The sequence below is a fragment of the Pseudomonas putida genome (assembly GCF_030159595.1).
GTDB classification, from domain to species: domain Bacteria; phylum Pseudomonadota; class Gammaproteobacteria; order Pseudomonadales; family Pseudomonadaceae; genus Aquipseudomonas; species Aquipseudomonas putida_AC.
Genome location: NZ_BSKJ01000006.1, coordinates 302,435 through 317,977, shown reverse-complemented (window position 1 = coordinate 317,977; position 15,543 = coordinate 302,435). Strand labels below are relative to the sequence as shown.

At 61.3% G+C, this 15,543-nt stretch carries 14 protein-coding genes; 9 read left to right on the top strand and 5 right to left on the bottom strand.

The annotated features are described in order from the left end of the window. Positions 1–11: 11 nt before the first annotated feature. The 3 genes from QQL85_RS16095 to yaaA form a co-directional block, all read right to left on the bottom strand. Positions 12–1,493, bottom strand: a complete 1,482-nt coding sequence (locus tag QQL85_RS16095; RefSeq protein ID WP_284354470.1) for a glycosyltransferase family 2 protein — start codon at positions 1,491–1,493, stop codon at positions 12–14. A gap of 73 nt (positions 1,494–1,566) precedes the next feature. Continuing rightward, the gene (locus QQL85_RS16090; RefSeq protein WP_016713524.1) at positions 1,567–2,883 is read right to left on the bottom strand and encodes a nucleotide sugar dehydrogenase; all 1,317 of its coding nucleotides are present in this window, start codon (positions 2,881–2,883) and stop codon (positions 1,567–1,569) included. 796 nt (positions 2,884–3,679) lie between these two features. After that, on the bottom strand, positions 3,680–4,459 hold the full coding sequence (yaaA, locus tag QQL85_RS16085) for a peroxide stress protein YaaA (RefSeq protein ID WP_284354469.1): 780 nt from the start codon (positions 4,457–4,459) through the stop codon (positions 3,680–3,682). Between the two features lie 138 nt (positions 4,460–4,597). On the opposite strand from yaaA, the gene QQL85_RS16080 reads away from it, so the two are divergent. The 5 genes from QQL85_RS16080 (at position 4,598) to moaE (ending at position 8,671) form a co-directional block, all read left to right on the top strand. Further along, positions 4,598–5,725: a polysaccharide deacetylase family protein gene (locus QQL85_RS16080; RefSeq protein ID WP_284354468.1), complete on the top strand. Its 1,128-nt coding sequence runs from the start codon at positions 4,598–4,600 to the stop codon at positions 5,723–5,725. A gap of 280 nt (positions 5,726–6,005) precedes the next feature. After that, positions 6,006–7,400 carry a PhoH family protein gene (locus QQL85_RS16075; protein ID WP_051098608.1) on the top strand — a complete coding sequence of 465 codons (1,395 nt, stop codon included), beginning with the start codon at positions 6,006–6,008 and terminating at the stop codon, positions 7,398–7,400. 106 nt (positions 7,401–7,506) lie between these two features. Then, positions 7,507–7,977 carry a cyclic pyranopterin monophosphate synthase MoaC gene (gene moaC / locus QQL85_RS16070; protein WP_284354467.1) on the top strand — a complete coding sequence of 157 codons (471 nt, stop codon included), beginning with the start codon at positions 7,507–7,509 and terminating at the stop codon, positions 7,975–7,977. After that, positions 7,977–8,222 (top strand): molybdopterin converting factor subunit 1, encoded by a 246-nt coding sequence (gene moaD / locus QQL85_RS16065; protein ID WP_119371362.1) that lies wholly within the window; start codon positions 7,977–7,979, stop codon positions 8,220–8,222. Before moaC ends, moaD begins: the two co-directional genes overlap by 1 nt. Positions 8,223–8,224: 2 nt before the next feature. Further along, entirely contained in the window at positions 8,225–8,671 is a 447-nt protein-coding gene (moaE, locus tag QQL85_RS16060) for a molybdopterin synthase catalytic subunit MoaE (protein WP_284354466.1), read from the top strand. Between the two features lie 128 nt (positions 8,672–8,799). On the opposite strand, the gene rhlB is transcribed toward moaE, so the two are convergent. Together rhlB and QQL85_RS16050 are read right to left on the bottom strand one after the other, a co-directional pair. Continuing rightward, the gene (gene rhlB / locus QQL85_RS16055; protein ID WP_284354465.1) at positions 8,800–10,263 is read right to left on the bottom strand and encodes an ATP-dependent RNA helicase RhlB; all 1,464 of its coding nucleotides are present in this window, start codon (positions 10,261–10,263) and stop codon (positions 8,800–8,802) included. 100 nt (positions 10,264–10,363) lie between these two features. Then, positions 10,364–11,020: an alpha/beta hydrolase gene (locus QQL85_RS16050; RefSeq protein WP_284354464.1), complete on the bottom strand. Its 657-nt coding sequence runs from the start codon at positions 11,018–11,020 to the stop codon at positions 10,364–10,366. A 332-nt stretch (positions 11,021–11,352) separates the two neighbouring features. Between QQL85_RS16050 and QQL85_RS16045 the strand changes: the two genes are divergently transcribed. The 4 genes from QQL85_RS16045 (at position 11,353) to QQL85_RS16030 (ending at position 15,510) form a co-directional block, all read left to right on the top strand. Next, entirely contained in the window at positions 11,353–12,381 is a 1,029-nt protein-coding gene (locus QQL85_RS16045; RefSeq protein WP_284354463.1) for an amino acid ABC transporter substrate-binding protein, read from the top strand. 67 nt (positions 12,382–12,448) lie between these two features. Next, the gene (locus QQL85_RS16040; protein ID WP_284354462.1) at positions 12,449–13,627 is read left to right on the top strand and encodes an amino acid ABC transporter permease; all 1,179 of its coding nucleotides are present in this window, start codon (positions 12,449–12,451) and stop codon (positions 13,625–13,627) included. Positions 13,628–13,637: 10 nt separating this feature from the next. Continuing rightward, the gene (locus tag QQL85_RS16035) at positions 13,638–14,735 is read left to right on the top strand and encodes an amino acid ABC transporter permease (protein ID WP_284354461.1); all 1,098 of its coding nucleotides are present in this window, start codon (positions 13,638–13,640) and stop codon (positions 14,733–14,735) included. 10 nt (positions 14,736–14,745) lie between these two features. Beyond that, positions 14,746–15,510: an amino acid ABC transporter ATP-binding protein gene (locus QQL85_RS16030; RefSeq protein WP_133975306.1), complete on the top strand. Its 765-nt coding sequence runs from the start codon at positions 14,746–14,748 to the stop codon at positions 15,508–15,510. Positions 15,511–15,543 lie beyond the last annotated feature (33 nt).

Below are 15,543 nucleotides of genomic sequence, written 5' to 3'. Positions count from 1 at the left end.
CCGGGTTGGGCTCACACGACCATGAACAGCACAGCAACGAAGATGCTGGCAGCCGAGAAGGTCATGGTCCGCGAGGACCAGGTGTTGAACCATTGTTGAAAGCTGGCAAGGTCACGCTTGAGGGCAGTGGGCTGACGCGTCCACGACTGCTTGTCGAGGCGGAAGAACACATAGATCTTCATCAGCGCGCCGATGATCTGGTTGTAATAGAGAATCAGCGGGTAGGCCGGGCCCACGTTGTGGCCGGAGCACAGCAGCATGACGGTGAGGATCAGGCGGGTGATGCCGATCCACAGCAGGTACACCAGCAGGAAGGCCATGCCGAACTTGAGGCTGGCGATCACCGCCACGGTCAGCCCCAGCAGGCTGGTCCACATCGACACGCGCTGGTCGAACAGCACGATGCTGGTGAACAGCCCCAGACGGCCCAGGCCCAGGCCCAGCGCACGGGAGTTCTGCCGCAGGTTGTTGCCGTACCAGCGGTACATCAGCTTGCGGCTGGCCTTGAAGAAGCTTTTCTCTGGCGGGTGCTCGACCGTGTTGATGGCGGCGTCCGGCACATAGAAGGTGTCGTAGCCCAGGCGCATCAGGCTGAACCAGCTGGACTTGTCGTCACCGGTCAGGAACTTGAAGCGGCCCAGGCGCCAGTGCATCAGCGAGTCGCTTTCGACGTCGGCGATGAACTCGGGGTTGGTCACCACGCTTGCGCGGAACATCGACATGCGCCCGGTCATGGTCAGCACGCGCTTGGACAGGGCCATCGAGCACATGTTGATGTGGCGCTGGGCGAAGCGCAGCTTGTGCCACTCGCTCATGATGTAGCCGCCGCGCACTTCGCAGAACTCGTTGGTGGTCAGGCCACCGACGTTGGGGAACAGCTTGAACCACGGCACGGTCTTGCGGACCACGCCATCGGCCAGCACGGTGTCGCCGTCGATCACCGCCACCACGGCGTTTTCGTCCGGCAGCATGCGCGAGATGGCACGGAAGCCGTAGGCCAGGCCATCGCGCTTGCCGGTACCGGCAATGCGCACGATGTCCAGCTTCACATGGGCCGGCGGGTTGTACTTGGCCCACAGGCTCTTCACCAGCAGTTCATCGGACATTTCCACCAGCGAGCAGACCACGGTGGTGGGGAAACCACAGTTGATCGCCTCGCGGATCACCGAGCTGTACACCTGGGCGGTGGTCAGCGCTTCGATGCGAAAGCTGGTCACCATCAGGTACACATGCGACGGGGCGGTGGCATCGCCCATCTTCTGCACCTTGCGGCGCAGGTACGGGTAGACGATGTACAGGAAGATCATGCCGCGGATGAAGTGGGTGGCGCCCATGGAATAGCGCCAGATGCCGACTGCGCCGACCAGGAAGATGAAGTGCTTCGACTGCGAGTCGAAGATATCGGCTGGCAGGGCCAGGGCGATCAGCATGAGCAGGCTCATGTAGAGCAGCCACCCGGCGCACTGCAACAGCACGGTCTGGAGCCTTTGCATGTTCAGCATCCGTCGAGAATTCGGGAAAGGGTGGGCGACGCAGGCCAGGGGCCTGCGTCGCCTGGCTGAGGGCTTACCAGCAGATGCCTTCGGTACGGCTGGTGGTGCAGGTCGGCTTGCTCATGAAGCCGACCAGGTCGATCACCTGCTTGCCGGCTGGCGCTTGCTGGGCCAGCGCGCGGAACTGCTCGTCACGGTTGCCGAGCACGATGATGTCGGCGTTGTCGATCACCTGCTGGAAGTCGGCGTTCAGCAGCGACGACACATGCGGGATCTTCGACTCGATGTAGTCCTTGTTGGCGCCGTGTACACGGGCGTACTGGACGTTCTCGTCGTAGATGTCCAACTGGTAGCCCTTGCCGATCAGGCGCTCGGCCAGCTCTACCAGCGGGCTTTCGCGCAGGTCGTCGGTGCCGGCCTTGAAGCTCAGGCCCAGCAGGGCGACCTTGCGCTTGTCGTGGGCTTCGATCAGCTCGAAGGCGTTCTGCACCTGCGATTCGTTGCTGCGCATCAGCGAGTCGAGCAGCGGTGCACGCACATCGAGGCTGGCGGCACGGTAGGTGAGGGCGCGCACGTCCTTGGGCAGGCAGGAGCCGCCAAAGGCGAAGCCAGGGCGCATGTAGTACTGGGACAGGTTCAGCACGGTGTCCTGGCAGACCACGTCCATCACTTCACGGCCATCGACACCCACGGCCTTGGCGATGTTGCCGATTTCGTTGGCGAAGGTGACCTTGGTGGCGTGCCACACGTTGCAGGTGTACTTGATCATCTCGGCCACTTCGATCGGCTTGCGGATCACCGGGGCGTCGAGTTCTTCGTACAGGGCCTGCAGGATGTCGCCGCTGGCGCTGTCCAGTTCGCCGATGACCGTCATCGGTGGCTGGTCGTAGTCCTTGATCGCGGTGCTTTCACGCAGGAATTCCGGGTTGACCGCAACGCCGAAGTCGACGCCGGCCTTTTTGCCCGAGCAGTCTTCGAGAATCGGGATGACCACGTTCTTGACGGTGCCAGGCAGCACGGTGCTGCGCACCACGATGGTGTGGCGGCGGGTGGTGTCACGCAGTACATAGCCGATTTCACGGCACACCGACTCGATGTACTCCAGGCCCAGGTCGCCGTTCTTCTTGCTGGGCGTGCCAACGCAAATCATCGACACGTCGCTGGCACGGATGGCTTCGGCGAAGTCGGTGGTACCGCGCAGGCGGCCATTGGCGATGCCCTGTTGCAGCAGTGCTTCCAGGCCAGGTTCGACGATGGGCGACTTGCCCTGGTTGATCAGGTCGATCTTGGTGCTGGACACGTCCACACCGATCACTTCATGGCCACGCGCCGTCAGGCAGCCTGCACAGACTGCACCCACATAACCCAAACCAAAGATGCTGATACGCATCGCTATCACCTCATGTGTTTATCACGCCGACGCTTACCAGAAGTGCCGGCCGGGTTGATTAACAACAGTTTTCGGGCGCACGGGTCCATGGCGAATGCACACTTCGCCGAGCGCAGGCAAAATAAATCCGGAGCGCAAAAAGTTATGCACTCAAAGTTGGTAGTAAAAAGCCATCTATTAAAAAACGTGCCTTGAAATGCAGCCGTCTTTATTGCAATGCGCTACTTGGCGCGTTGCTGTGCTTGTTCTTTCAAGTGGAAAAATCCTTTGAAATCAACCACTAGGACGATTTGTAAGGGCGCGTCTCTCCTGCGTGGACAGGGTTTTCGGGGTTGCCGTATACCTGCCTAAGTTATCAAGGCGGTCGTGGATACCAGCCCTTGTCATGTGTAAGTCATGTCTCACAGCCCGGAGGCAGAACATTCGTTACGGCACTATGAGCGATTTGTCGTAGCAGAAGTTCCTGAGCGGGTTTCACCCGGATGAAAGATTTCTAAATATTTATTCAGCGGCGGGCAGTTCCAATTTGATAGCACTCGGCGGTTTCACCCCGGTGTATAAAGGACGGAACTGTTGCGAGATGTTTTTATGCCAGTACCGGAAAATATTTTTCAAAATTCGTCAAAAAAGGTATGAACGGTCTTATGGCGTTTGGCGATAAAGGTAGGCGTGGCGATTTGTTGGCGCCGGATTCATGGCGTGATGGCGGTTTGAGTCGAGCCCTGTTGCAGGGCGGGGGATGCGTCACGGTTGCGGCCCTCTTCGCAGGCGTGCCCGCGAAGAGGGCCTTACAGACTTACTCGGTGGGATGATCGCGAAGGAACACCAGATGACCAGCCTTGGACTGCTCGGCACTGTAGTAGTACCCCTGCACATCGAACTGCTTGAGCTGCTCCGGGTCGCTGATGCGCTGCTGAATGACGAAGCGGCTCATCATGCCGCGGGCTTTCTTGGCGTAGAAGCTGATGATCTTGTACTGGCCGTTCTTCAGGTCCTTGAAGTCGACGTTGATCACACGGGCCTTCAGGGCGCTGCGTTTCACCGCGCTGAAGTACTCGTTGCTGGCCAGGTTCAACAGCACGTCATCACCCTGTTCGGCCAGGGCCTGGTTCAGCCATTCGCTGATGCGCGTGCCCCAGAAGGCGTACAGGTCCTTGCCACGGGCGTTGGCCAGCTTGGTGCCCATTTCCAGGCGGTAAGGCTGCATCAGGTCCAGTGGACGCAGCAGACCGTACAAGCCTGACAGCATGCGCAGGTGATCCTGCGCGTAGCTGAAATCGTCTTCACCCAGGCTCTCGGCGTCGAGGCCGGTGTACACGTCACCCTTGAACGCCAGCAGTGCCTGTTTGGCATTGGCGGGGGTGAAGTCTGGGGTCCAGCTGCCGAAGCGGGCGGCATTCAGGCCGGCGAGCTTGTCGGACAGGTGCATCAGTTCGCTGATCTGTGCGGGCGAGAGTTCGCGCAACTGCTGGATCAATGCCTGGGAGTCGTCCAGGTACTGGGGCAGGGTGAAACGCTCGGTCACCGGCGGGGTGTCGTAGTCGAGGGTCTTGGCGGGGGAAATCACCGTCAGCATCGGGTCGGCTCCTGGCATCGTTGGCCAGGGATTCTACGGGGTGGGCGGTGCAAGTCCAAACTATGGCGACGATAGTCACAGACCATGGAGCGGTGCAGGCGCTATAGTTCGCGTTTTGCCGTTGCGGAGCCTTCCACCGTGCGCATCGCCTTTGCCTTGCTGGCCGCTCTGTTGAGCCTGGCCGTGCAAGCCGCCCCTTCACCCCAGGCAAGCCTGGACCGCAGCCTGTGGCCCGAGCAGTTGGACAGCCCGGCGCTGTTCGACGTGGCCTCGCGTGCCGAGATCCTCTCATTCGCCCAGGTGCTGCACGAAAGCGAATTGCTGGACGATGGGGCGCTTGCAGCGCGGCTGGGGCTGCGGCAAATAAACCTGCAGAAGGTGCGTCAGGTGCGGGCGCGCATGTGGCAGCGGCTGTGGGAAGGTTATGAACAAGCCCAGCGCAGTTGCGAGCAGGATGCGTCGTTCTGCTACCCGGTAACATCAATGGCGGATTTGCGCACCCAGGCGGCGAAATTCGCTGCGGATGTCGGCACGTTCTATACCGGCTGGGTCGAGCCGAGCCATCAGTTCCATGTACGCTACCTGGACGAGCAAGTGCGCAAGGCGGCGTTGCTGCCGCAGACCAGCAGCGAGGTGGAGCGGCTGTCTTCGCGCGAGCGCAACGGGGATGAACTGAACGACCGCATGTTCCTGTTGACCTTCGTCGGCGGGCCAGGGCCGGACGGCGGAAATACCGACTTGCTGACGGATTACCTGCGTCGGCAGAAGCTTCAGGGCACCTTCTTCGTGCTGGGAAACCGCTTGCAGCAACGCCGTGACGCGGGGGCGGCGAATGCGTTGCGCCAACTGTATCGCGGGCAGTGTGTGGGCATTCAAGGCTGGGAATACCGCTCCCATGCCCAGTGGACGGATTGGCAGGACTCGCTGCGGCGCAGTCAGGCGCGGGTGCAGGCCGACTTGCCGGACCAGTATGTGCCGCTGTTCCGCCCGCCTTATGGCCAACGCCGTGCCGATGGCGAGGCGTTCATGGCCAGGCAGCAGCTGCGGGTATCGTTGTGGGATATCGATGCCGAGGACGATGGCGCACTGGGCGCAGAGGCTTCGGCGCAACGCGTGCTGACGCTGATGCTGTTGTGGCGTAAAGGCGTGATCCAGTTCCATGACAGCGTGCCCAAGGCCCAGCCGGCGGTGGAATGGCTGCTGCGTAATACCGCGCAAAGCGGGATCGGTTGGGAAGATTGCCGGGAATATGCATATAGCGACTAGAGGGTATGACTTCTGAGCGTAGTCCCCTCTGGCCTCGCCGCCAAGGCCTCTTCGTCAATCGGAAAAATAAACTTCAAAAAGTCGTAAAAATGCTTTTTTCGGTCATGGTTTTTGCGGTATGAAGAAACCAGACAGCCGATTCCTGCAGCACAGGTGGCGTCATCCAGGCCCACCTAGCAGGTTCGCTTCCCGCCCGTAACAACGCGGATACGGGGACAGCGGCAGTCACTTTGCGGCGCAACAGACCGCGCCGTATGGCTTCGACATAAGGTGACCGAGTATGGATGACCAAGGACGCAACCCTTCCTCCAGCAAGCCAATCCTCTATGTGCTCGATACCAACGTCCTGATTCACGACCCTAACGCGTTACTGAACTTCGAGGAGCACCACGTCGCCATCCCGATGACGGTGCTGGAGGAACTCGACAAGCTCAAGACGGGTAAACAGACCATCGCCGCCGAATGCCGCCAGGCCATCCGCCTGATCGACCAGACCCTTGGTGATGCTTCGCCCAGCGATGTCGAGCAGGGCGTGCCGATCCAACGAAACAAGAGTGGGCCCAAGGGTTTCCTGTCGATCCTGATGAGCCCGCGCAACGAACCCAGCAAGTTGCTGCCGGAAAACCTCAACGACAACATCATCATCAACACCCTGCTGGAAGTACGCAGCCGGCGCACCGACCTGGACGTGGTGCTGGTCACCAAAGACATCAACATGCGCCTGAAGGCGCGCGCGTGTGGCATTGCGGCCGAGGACTACAGCACCGACCAGTTGGTCGATGACGTGTCCTTGCTGTCCAAGGGCTACCATTCGGTCACCGGTTCGTTCTGGGACCGCGTCAGCAAGGTCGATACCCGCCAGGAGCGCGGCCGCACCTGGCATCGGGTGCAGATGATCGACAACCTGCCGGCGGTGCACATCAACGAGTTCATCATCGATGAGCAGGGCTTCGTCGGCTGGATCAAGGGTATCCGCAACGACGAGCTGCTGTTGCTCGACCTGCACCAGGAGCCGCTGCTGCACCAGGAAGCCTGGGGCCTGAAACCACGCGACATCCACCAGAGCCTGGCGCTGTTCGCCCTGCTCGACCCGGATATCCACCTGGTCAACCTGACCGGCGCCGCCGGTTCCGGCAAGACCATCCTGGCCCTGGCCGCGGCCATCGAGCAGACCATGGTCAGCAAGCGCTACCGGCGCATCATCGCCACCCGCAGCGTGCAGGGGCTGGACCAGGAGATCGGCTTCCTGCCGGGTACCGAGGCCGAGAAGATGGAGCCTTGGCTGGGCGCCATCACCGACAACCTCGAAGCCTTGCACATGGATGACGAAAGCACCCATGGCAGTGTGGAGTACATCCTCGAGCGGGTGCCGCTGCAGTTCAAGTCGCTGAACTACATCCGTGGTCGCAGCTTCCAGCAGAGCCTGATCCTGATCGACGAGTGCCAGAACCTGACGCCGCACCAGATGAAAACCATCATCACCCGTGCCGGCTCCGGTTCCAAAGTGGTCTGCCTGGGCAACCTGGCGCAGATCGACACCCCCTACCTGTCCGCGACCAGCTCGGGCCTGACCTACCTGACCGAGCGCTTCAAGGACTTCCCCCACGGCGTGCACATTACCCTGCAGGGTGTACCGCGCTCGGTGCTGGCCGAGTACGCCGAGTCGCACCTGTAACCCTCACCGCCGGGCGGTTCGCCGCCCGGCTTCTTCGCGGGTAAACCCTCTGCTCAAACCTGACCCACAGGTTTACACTGGCTGTTCCCTTCACAGGAGCAGAGCAGTGCTGACACATCTTGATTCCCAGGGGCGGGCCAACATGGTCGACGTCACTGAAAAGGCCGTGACCGAGCGCGAGGCTACCGCCGAGGCGCGGGTGCGCATGTTGCCGCAGACCTTGCAGATGATCGTCGATGGCGAACACCCCAAGGGTGACGTGTTCGCCGTGGCGCGCATCGCCGGGATCCAGGCAGCGAAGAAGACCAGCGACCTGATCCCGCTGTGCCACCCGCTGATGCTGACCAGCGTCAAGGTCGAACTCGGCGCCGATGGTCAGGACGCCGTGCGTATCGTCGCCCGCTGCAAGCTAGCCGGGCAGACCGGCGTAGAGATGGAGGCACTGACTGCCGCCAGCGTTGCTGCCCTGACGATCTACGACATGTGCAAGGCCGTGGACAAGGGCATGGTCATCGAGCAGGTGCGCCTGTTGGAGAAGCTCGGTGGCAAGAGCGGGCACTACAAGGTGGAGGCATGATGAAGGTCAAGGTGATGTACTTCGCCCGTTACCGCGAACAGCTGGGTGTGGATGCTGAGCGCGTGGAAGGTGCATTCAATGTGCTCGACGATGTGCGTAAGGCGTTGGTGGCCAAGGGCGGGAAGTATGAGCTGCTGGCTGAGCAAAACCTGATGTGTGCGCGCAACGAAGAGCTGTGCAGGCTCGATGAGCCGCTGGAAGAGGGCGATGAAGTGGCGTTCTTCCCACCGGTGACCGGAGGCTGAACATGGCAGTGCGAGTGCAGGAAGGCGCGTTCGACCCAGGGGCCGAAACCAATGCCATGCATGCGGCCAATGTGGGCGTGGGGGCGGTGGTCGGTTTTGTCGGCTATGTGCGGGATTTTAACGATGGCCGCGAAGTGGCGGGGATGTTCCTTGAGCACTATCCGGGCATGACCGAAAAGGCCTTGGCCAAGATCGTGATTGAAGCCGAGCAGCGCTGGCCGTTGCTCAAGGTGGAGGTGTTGCACCGCATAGGGGCGCTGGAGCCGGGCGAACCGATTGTGTTTGTCGGGGTGGCCAGTGCTCATCGGCAGGCGGCGTTCGATGCCTGCAACTTCATCATGGACTACCTGAAGACCCGGGCGCCGTTCTGGAAGAAGGAGAATACCCAGGAAGGGCCAAGGTGGGTGGAAGGGAAGCAGAGTGACCAGGATGCCGCTGGGCGCTGGTAGGCCTTTGTTTGATGGCCGGTGCTTCGCACCGGTTCGCGGGCAAGCCCGCTCCCACAGGTACTCCACAGCTTCTGAAACCTGTGGAGTACCTGTGGGAGCGGGCTTGCCCGCGAAGAATCCAACACTGGTCAGTGATGCTTGCGCGGCACCGGTTTCAGCAGCTCATCCGGCGGCATCTCGCACTTGATCTTGCGCCCCAGCAGCTCTTCGATCGCCGGCAGCTGATACGAGTCATCCTCCCCGGCAAAGCTGATCGACACACCACTGGTCCCCGCCCGGCCAGTCCGGCCAATGCGGTGCACATAGTCGTCCGGGTCTTCCGGCAGGGTGAAGTTGATCACATGGCTGATGCCATCGATGTGAATGCCACGCCCCGCCACGTCAGTCGCCACCAGCACGGTAATGCGCCCTTCGCGGAAGCTTTCCAGGGTACGAATGCGCTTGTGCTGCGGCACGTCGCCCGACAGCTGGGCGGCATTGATGCCGTCGCGTACCAGTTTTTCCTCGATGCGCCGCACTTCGTCCTTGCGGTTGGCAAACACCATCACCCGTTCCCATTTGTTCTGGGTCACCAGGTTGTACAGCAGCTTGTACTTGTCGCTGCCGGCTACGGCATACACGTGCTGCTCGACCGTTTCGCTGGCCACGTTCTCCGGCTCGATCTCGACGATGGCCGGGTTGGTGGTCCACTGCTTGGCCAGGTTCATCACGTCGTCGGTGAAGGTGGCGGAGAACAGCAACGTCTGGCGCTCGCTTTTCGGCGGGGTCTGGCGAATGATCTGGCGGACCTGGGGGATGAAACCCATGTCGAGCATGCGGTCGGCTTCGTCCAGCACCATCACTTCGACCATGTCCAGGTGCACTTCGCCGCGCTGGTTGAAGTCCAGCAGGCGGCCAGGCGTGGCCACGAGGATGTCGCAGTGACGCGCTTCAAGGGCCTTGAGCTGCTTGTCGAAGTCCATGCCGCCGACGAAGCTCATGACGTTCAGACCGGTGTACTTGGTCAGGGCGACGGCGTCCTTGGCGATCTGTACCACCAGTTCGCGGGTAGGCGCGATGATCAGCGCGCGTGGCTCGCCCATGTAGCGCTCTTTGGGCGGTGGCGTCTGCTGCAGCTGGGAAATGATCGAGATCAGGAACGCTGCCGTTTTGCCGGTACCGGTCTGGGCCCGGCCGATGGCGTCCTGGCCACGCAGGGTGTAACCCAGCACCTGCGCCTGGATCGGTGTGCAGTACGGGAAACCCAGGTCGTGGATGGCGTGCATCAGTTCGTTGGACAGCTTGAAGTCGTGGAAGCGGGTTTTACCTTCCTGCGGCTCGACCACGAAATCTTCCGGCTTCCACAGGCTGGCCTGCGGCTTGGGCTTGCGCTCGCGACGCGGTTTGTCCTTGGCCGATTTTTCGTCAGCAGGCGTAACGGCGGCAGGCTGTTCAGCCTTGGGGGTGGGATTGGCGCGCGGGGCGGCTGGTTTGACTGCGGGCCGGGCCTCGCTGGCGGGGGCGGGCGCAGGCGGCGTCACGCTGGCAGCAGGAGCGACGGCTTGTGGCGCGGCGTCTCCCTTGCCGAATATTTTCTTGAGTGCTTTGAGCACGATCGTCTCATCAACTGATTAAGGAATGTACGCCGGGCAGTGTAATGCAAGATCCGGGCGCGGCGTAGCGGAATACTCCCACAACTACAAGAGAGCCAGCCTATTGCAGTTGCTTGCTCAACCAGTCGTGGATGTCGTTCAGTTCTTCGACCACCACTTCGTGTTCCATCGGGTATTCGTGCCAGCGGGCGGCGACGCCCCAGGTGTTCAGGTACTCGAAGGCGGTGCGGCCCATGGACGGGATCACCACCGGGTCATGCACACCGTGCAGGCACAGGGCCGGGGTGCGCTGCTGGCAGGCACTCAACTGGTGCTGGTCGTTGAAGGTGGGGGCATAGGTGGACAGGGCAATCACTCCACCCAGTGCTTCCTGCCACTTTATATAGGCCGTGTGCAGCACCACCGCGCCACCCTGGGAGAAACCGGCCAGGAAGATCCGCGACAGGTTGATGCCTTTGGCCTGCTCGGCCTTGATCAGGCCAACCACTTGCTCGGCTGACGCTTCCAGCTGCGCTTCGTCAATGGCGCGGGCCGGGGTCATGGCCTTGATGTCATACCAACTGGGCATGGCATAGCCGCCATTGATGGTCACTGGGCGGGTCGGGGCCTGGGGCATGATGAACCGGGTGCTGAGCAAGCGCTCCTGCATGAATTCGGCTACCGGTAGGAAGTCGTAACGGTCGGCCCCCAGACCGTGCAACCAGATCACACAGGCGTCAGCGTTTTTCTGCGGTTCGAGAATCAGCGGGTTGGTCATGACTGCTCCGAAAGTGTGCGGGTCTTGTTATGGCGTGCGTGAAAAGAAGGCGCTGGAAATGATTGTCGGAAAAAGAATGTCGCAACGATACAACTTTCCCTACTTGACGAGCGCTTAAACGCTACAGCCGCGAATTTTGGTACGCGCTTTGCAATTCAACCTGTGATGCAAAGGGCAGGCCGTGACGGTAACACCCTTTGCACGCGAAGGCTGTCACAGAACAGTCCATTGCGCCAATTGACCCAATAACAAGCCAATACGGGTCGGATACGCCTCAAAAGGGTGCGGTGCAATTCCGGCTCGATACAACAAGAGCGATTTGGAGGTTGTGAATGAAGATGTTGAAAACCACCCTGGCAGTCCTGACCGCTGCCGCCGCACTGGGCGCCGTGAGCAATGCCCAGGCCGGCGCCACCCTCGATGCGGTAAAGAAGAAGGGCTTCGTCCAGTGTGGCGTGAGCGACGGTCTTCCGGGCTTCTCGGTACCTGATGCGCAAGGCAAGATCGTCGGTATCGACGCCGATGTCTGCCGCGCCGTGGCCGCCGCCGTGTTCGGCGATGCCACCAAGGTCAAGTTCAGCCAGCTCAACGCCAAGGAACGCTTCACCGCCCTGCAGTCGGGCGAAGTGGACGTGCTATCGCGCAACACCACCTGGACCAGCTCGCGCGATGCCGGCATGGGCCTGGTGTTTGCCGGTGTCACCTACTATGACGGCGTAGGTTTCCTGGTCAACAAGAAGCTGGGTGTTTCCAGCGCCAAGGAACTGGATGGCGCGACCATCTGCATCCAGGCCGGTACCACCACCGAGCTGAACGTGTCGGACTTCTTCCGCGCCAACAACCTGAAGTACACCCCGATCACCTTCGACACCTCGGACGAAAGCGCCAAGTCGCTGGAGTCGGGCCGTTGCGACGTGCTGACCTCGGACAAGTCGCAGCTGTTCGCCCAGCGCTCCAAGCTGGCCGCGCCGACCGAGTATGTGGTACTGCCGGAAACCATCTCCAAGGAGCCACTGGGCCCGGTGGTGCGTAAAGGCGACGAAGAATGGTTCAGCATCGTCAAGTGGACCCTGTTCGCCATGCTCAACGCCGAAGAGGCGGGCGTCACCTCGAAGAATGTCGAGGCCGAAGCCAAAGGCACCAAGAACCCGGACGTCGCCCGCCTGCTGGGTGCGGACGGTGAGTACGGCAAGGACCTCAAGCTGCCCAAAGACTGGGTGGTGCAAATCGTGAAGCAAGTCGGCAACTACGGCGAAGTGTTCGAGAAGAACCTGGGCCAGAGCACCGACCTGAAGATCGACCGTGGCATGAACGCCCTGTGGAACAACGGCGGCATCCAGTACGCGCCACCTGTGCGCTGATGGCTGCCCCCTGCGGCGGCATCCCGCCGCCGCAGGCTGTTCGAATCCCTACTGTCCGGGGCACTTCATGCAAAATCAAATCGGCGCACCCAAGGGCTTGTCCCTTAACGATCCGCGTGTGCGCGCGTGGCTGTTCCAGATCCTCACGATCGTCTTCGTGGTCGGCCTGGGCTGGTACCTGTTCCACAACACGCAAACCAACCTGCAACACCGGGGTATCACCTCGGGTTTCGACTTTCTCGACCGCAGCGCCGGCTTCGGCATCGCCCAGCACCTGATCCCCTATGTGGAATCTGACAGCTATGCGCGGGTGTTCGTCATCGGCCTGCTCAATACGCTGCTGGTGACCTTCATCGGTGTCATCCTGGCGACGATTCTGGGCTTCATCATTGGTGTGGCGCGGTTGTCGCCGAACTGGATGATCAACAAGCTGGCCACCGTGTATGTGGAAACCTTCCGCAACATTCCGCCGTTGCTGCAGATCCTGTTCTGGTATTTCGCCGTGTTCCTGACCCTGCCGGGACCGCGGGGCAGCATCAACATCGACGATATGTTCTTCATCAGCAACCGTGGCCTGAACATGCCTGGTGCGTCCATGGCCGATGGCTTCTGGCCGTTCGTCGTTGCCTTGGTGGTGGCGATTGCCGCCATCGTTGTGATGGTGCGCCTGGCCAACAAGCGCTTCGACGAGACGGGTGTGCCGTTCCACAAGTTCTGGGTGGGGTTGGCGCTACTCATCGTCATCCCGGGCCTGAGCGTGCTGTTGTTCGGCAGCCCGGTGACCTGGGAAGTGCCGCAGCTCAAGGGCTTCAACTTTGTCGGTGGCTGGGTGCTGATCCCCGAGCTGCTGGCGCTGACCTTGGCGCTGACGATCTATACGGCAGCCTTCATCGCTGAAATCGTGCGTTCCGGCATCCGTTCGGTCAGCCATGGCCAGACCGAAGCCGCGCGCTCGCTGGGCCTGCGCGAGGGCCCGACCCTGCGCAAGGTGATCATTCCCCAGGCACTGCGGGTGATCATTCCGCCGCTGACCAGCCAGTACCTGAACCTGGCGAAGAACTCGTCGCTGGCGGCCGGTATCGGCTACCCGGAGATGGTCTCGCTGTTCGCCGGTACCGTGCTCAACCAGACCGGCCAGGCCATCGAGGTGATTGCCATCACCATGAGTGTCTATCTCGCCATCAGCATCAGCATTTCGCTGCTGATGAACTGGTACAACAAGCGCATTGCGCTGATCGAGCGGTGAGGATACGCCCGTGAATGCCCATGTTTTCAAACCCGATATGCCGCCACCGGTGAAAACCGTCGGCGTGCTCGCATGGATGCGTACCAATCTGTTTTCCAGCTGGCTCAACACGCTGCTGACCCTGTTTGCCATTTACCTGGTGTGGTTGATCGTACCGCCGCTCATCCAGTGGGCGTTGATCGACGCCAACTGGGTCGGCACCACCCGTGCCGACTGCACCAAGGAAGGCGCCTGCTGGGTGTTCGTGCAGCAGCGCTTCGGCCAGTTCATGTACGGCTATTACCCGGCCGAGTTGCGCTGGCGCGTGGACCTGACCGTGTGGCTTGCCGTGCTCGGCGCTGCGCCGCTGTTCATCAAGCGCTTCCCGCGCAAAGCCTTCTATGGCCTGGGCTTCCTGGTGCTGTACCCGATCTTGGCCTACACCCTGTTGCATGGCGGTGTGCTTGGCCTGGACACCGTAGCCACCAGTCAGTGGGGCGGGTTGATGCTGACCCTGGTGATCGCCACCGTGGGCATCGTCGGCGCCTTGCCGCTGGGTATCCTGCTGGCCCTGGGCCGGCGTTCGAGGATGCCGGCCGTGAAGGTGGTGTGCGTGACCTTCATCGAGTTCTGGCGTGGCGTGCCGTTGATCACCGTGCTGTTCATGTCGTCGGTGATGTTGCCGTTGTTCCTGCCCGAAGGCATGAGCTTCGACAAGCTGCTGCGGGCGATGATCGGGGTGATCCTGTTCCAGTCGGCGTACATCGCCGAGGTGGTACGCGGCGGCCTGCAAGCCATTCCCAAGGGCCAGTACGAAGCCGCTGCGGCCATGGGCCTGGGCTACTGGCGCGCGATGGGCCTGGTGATTCTGCCGCAGGCGCTCAAGCTGGTGATCCCCGGCATCGTCAACACCTTCATTGCCCTGTTCAAGGACACCAGCCTGGTGATCATCATCGGCCTGTTCGACCTGCTGAACAGCGTCAAGCAAGCCGCCGCCGACCCGGCCTGGCTGGGCATGGCCACCGAGGGCTATGTGTTCGCTGCCCTGGTGTTCTGGATTTTCTGTTTCGGTATGTCCCGCTACTCCATGCACCTGGAGCGCAAGCTGGACACTGGCCACAAGCGTTAGGAGTTTCGAAATGAGTGAAGCGATCAAGCAGCCTGCCAGCCCCGAAGGCATCATCCAGATGCAGGGTGTGAACAAGTGGTACGGCCAGTTCCATGTGCTCAAGGACATCAACCTGAACGTGCGCCAAGGCGAGCGTATCGTGTTGTGCGGGCCGTCCGGCTCGGGCAAGTCCACCACCATCCGTTGCCTCAACCGCCTGGAGGAGCATCAGCAGGGGCGCATCGTGGTGGATGGTGTGGAGCTGACCAACGACCTCAAGCAGATCGAGGCCATCCGCCGCGAAGTGGGCATGGTGTTCCAGCACTTCAACCTGTTTCCGCACCTGAGCATCCTGGAAAACTGCACCCTGGCGCCGATGTGGGTGCGCAAGATGCCACGGCGCAAGGCCGAGGAAATCGCCATGCACTACCTGGAGCGGGTGCGTATTCCCGAGCAGGCCCACAAATACCCGGGGCAGTTATCTGGTGGCCAGCAGCAGCGTGTGGCGATTGCCCGTGCGCTGTGCATGAAACCGAAGATCATGTTGTTCGACGAACCGACCTCGGCGCTGGACCCGGAAATGGTCAAGGAAGTGCTCGATACCATGGTGGGCCTGGCCGAAGATGGCATGACCATGCTCTGCGTGACCCACGAAATGGGCTTCGCCCGTACTGTGGCGAACCGGGTGATCTTCATGGACAAGGGCGAGATCGTGGAGCAGGCGGCGCCGGATGACTTCTTCGACCGGCCGCGCAGTGACCGGACCAAGTTGTTCCTGAGCCAGATCTTGCATTGATGCAAATGGGGCTGCAAAGCAGCCCCAGATCAA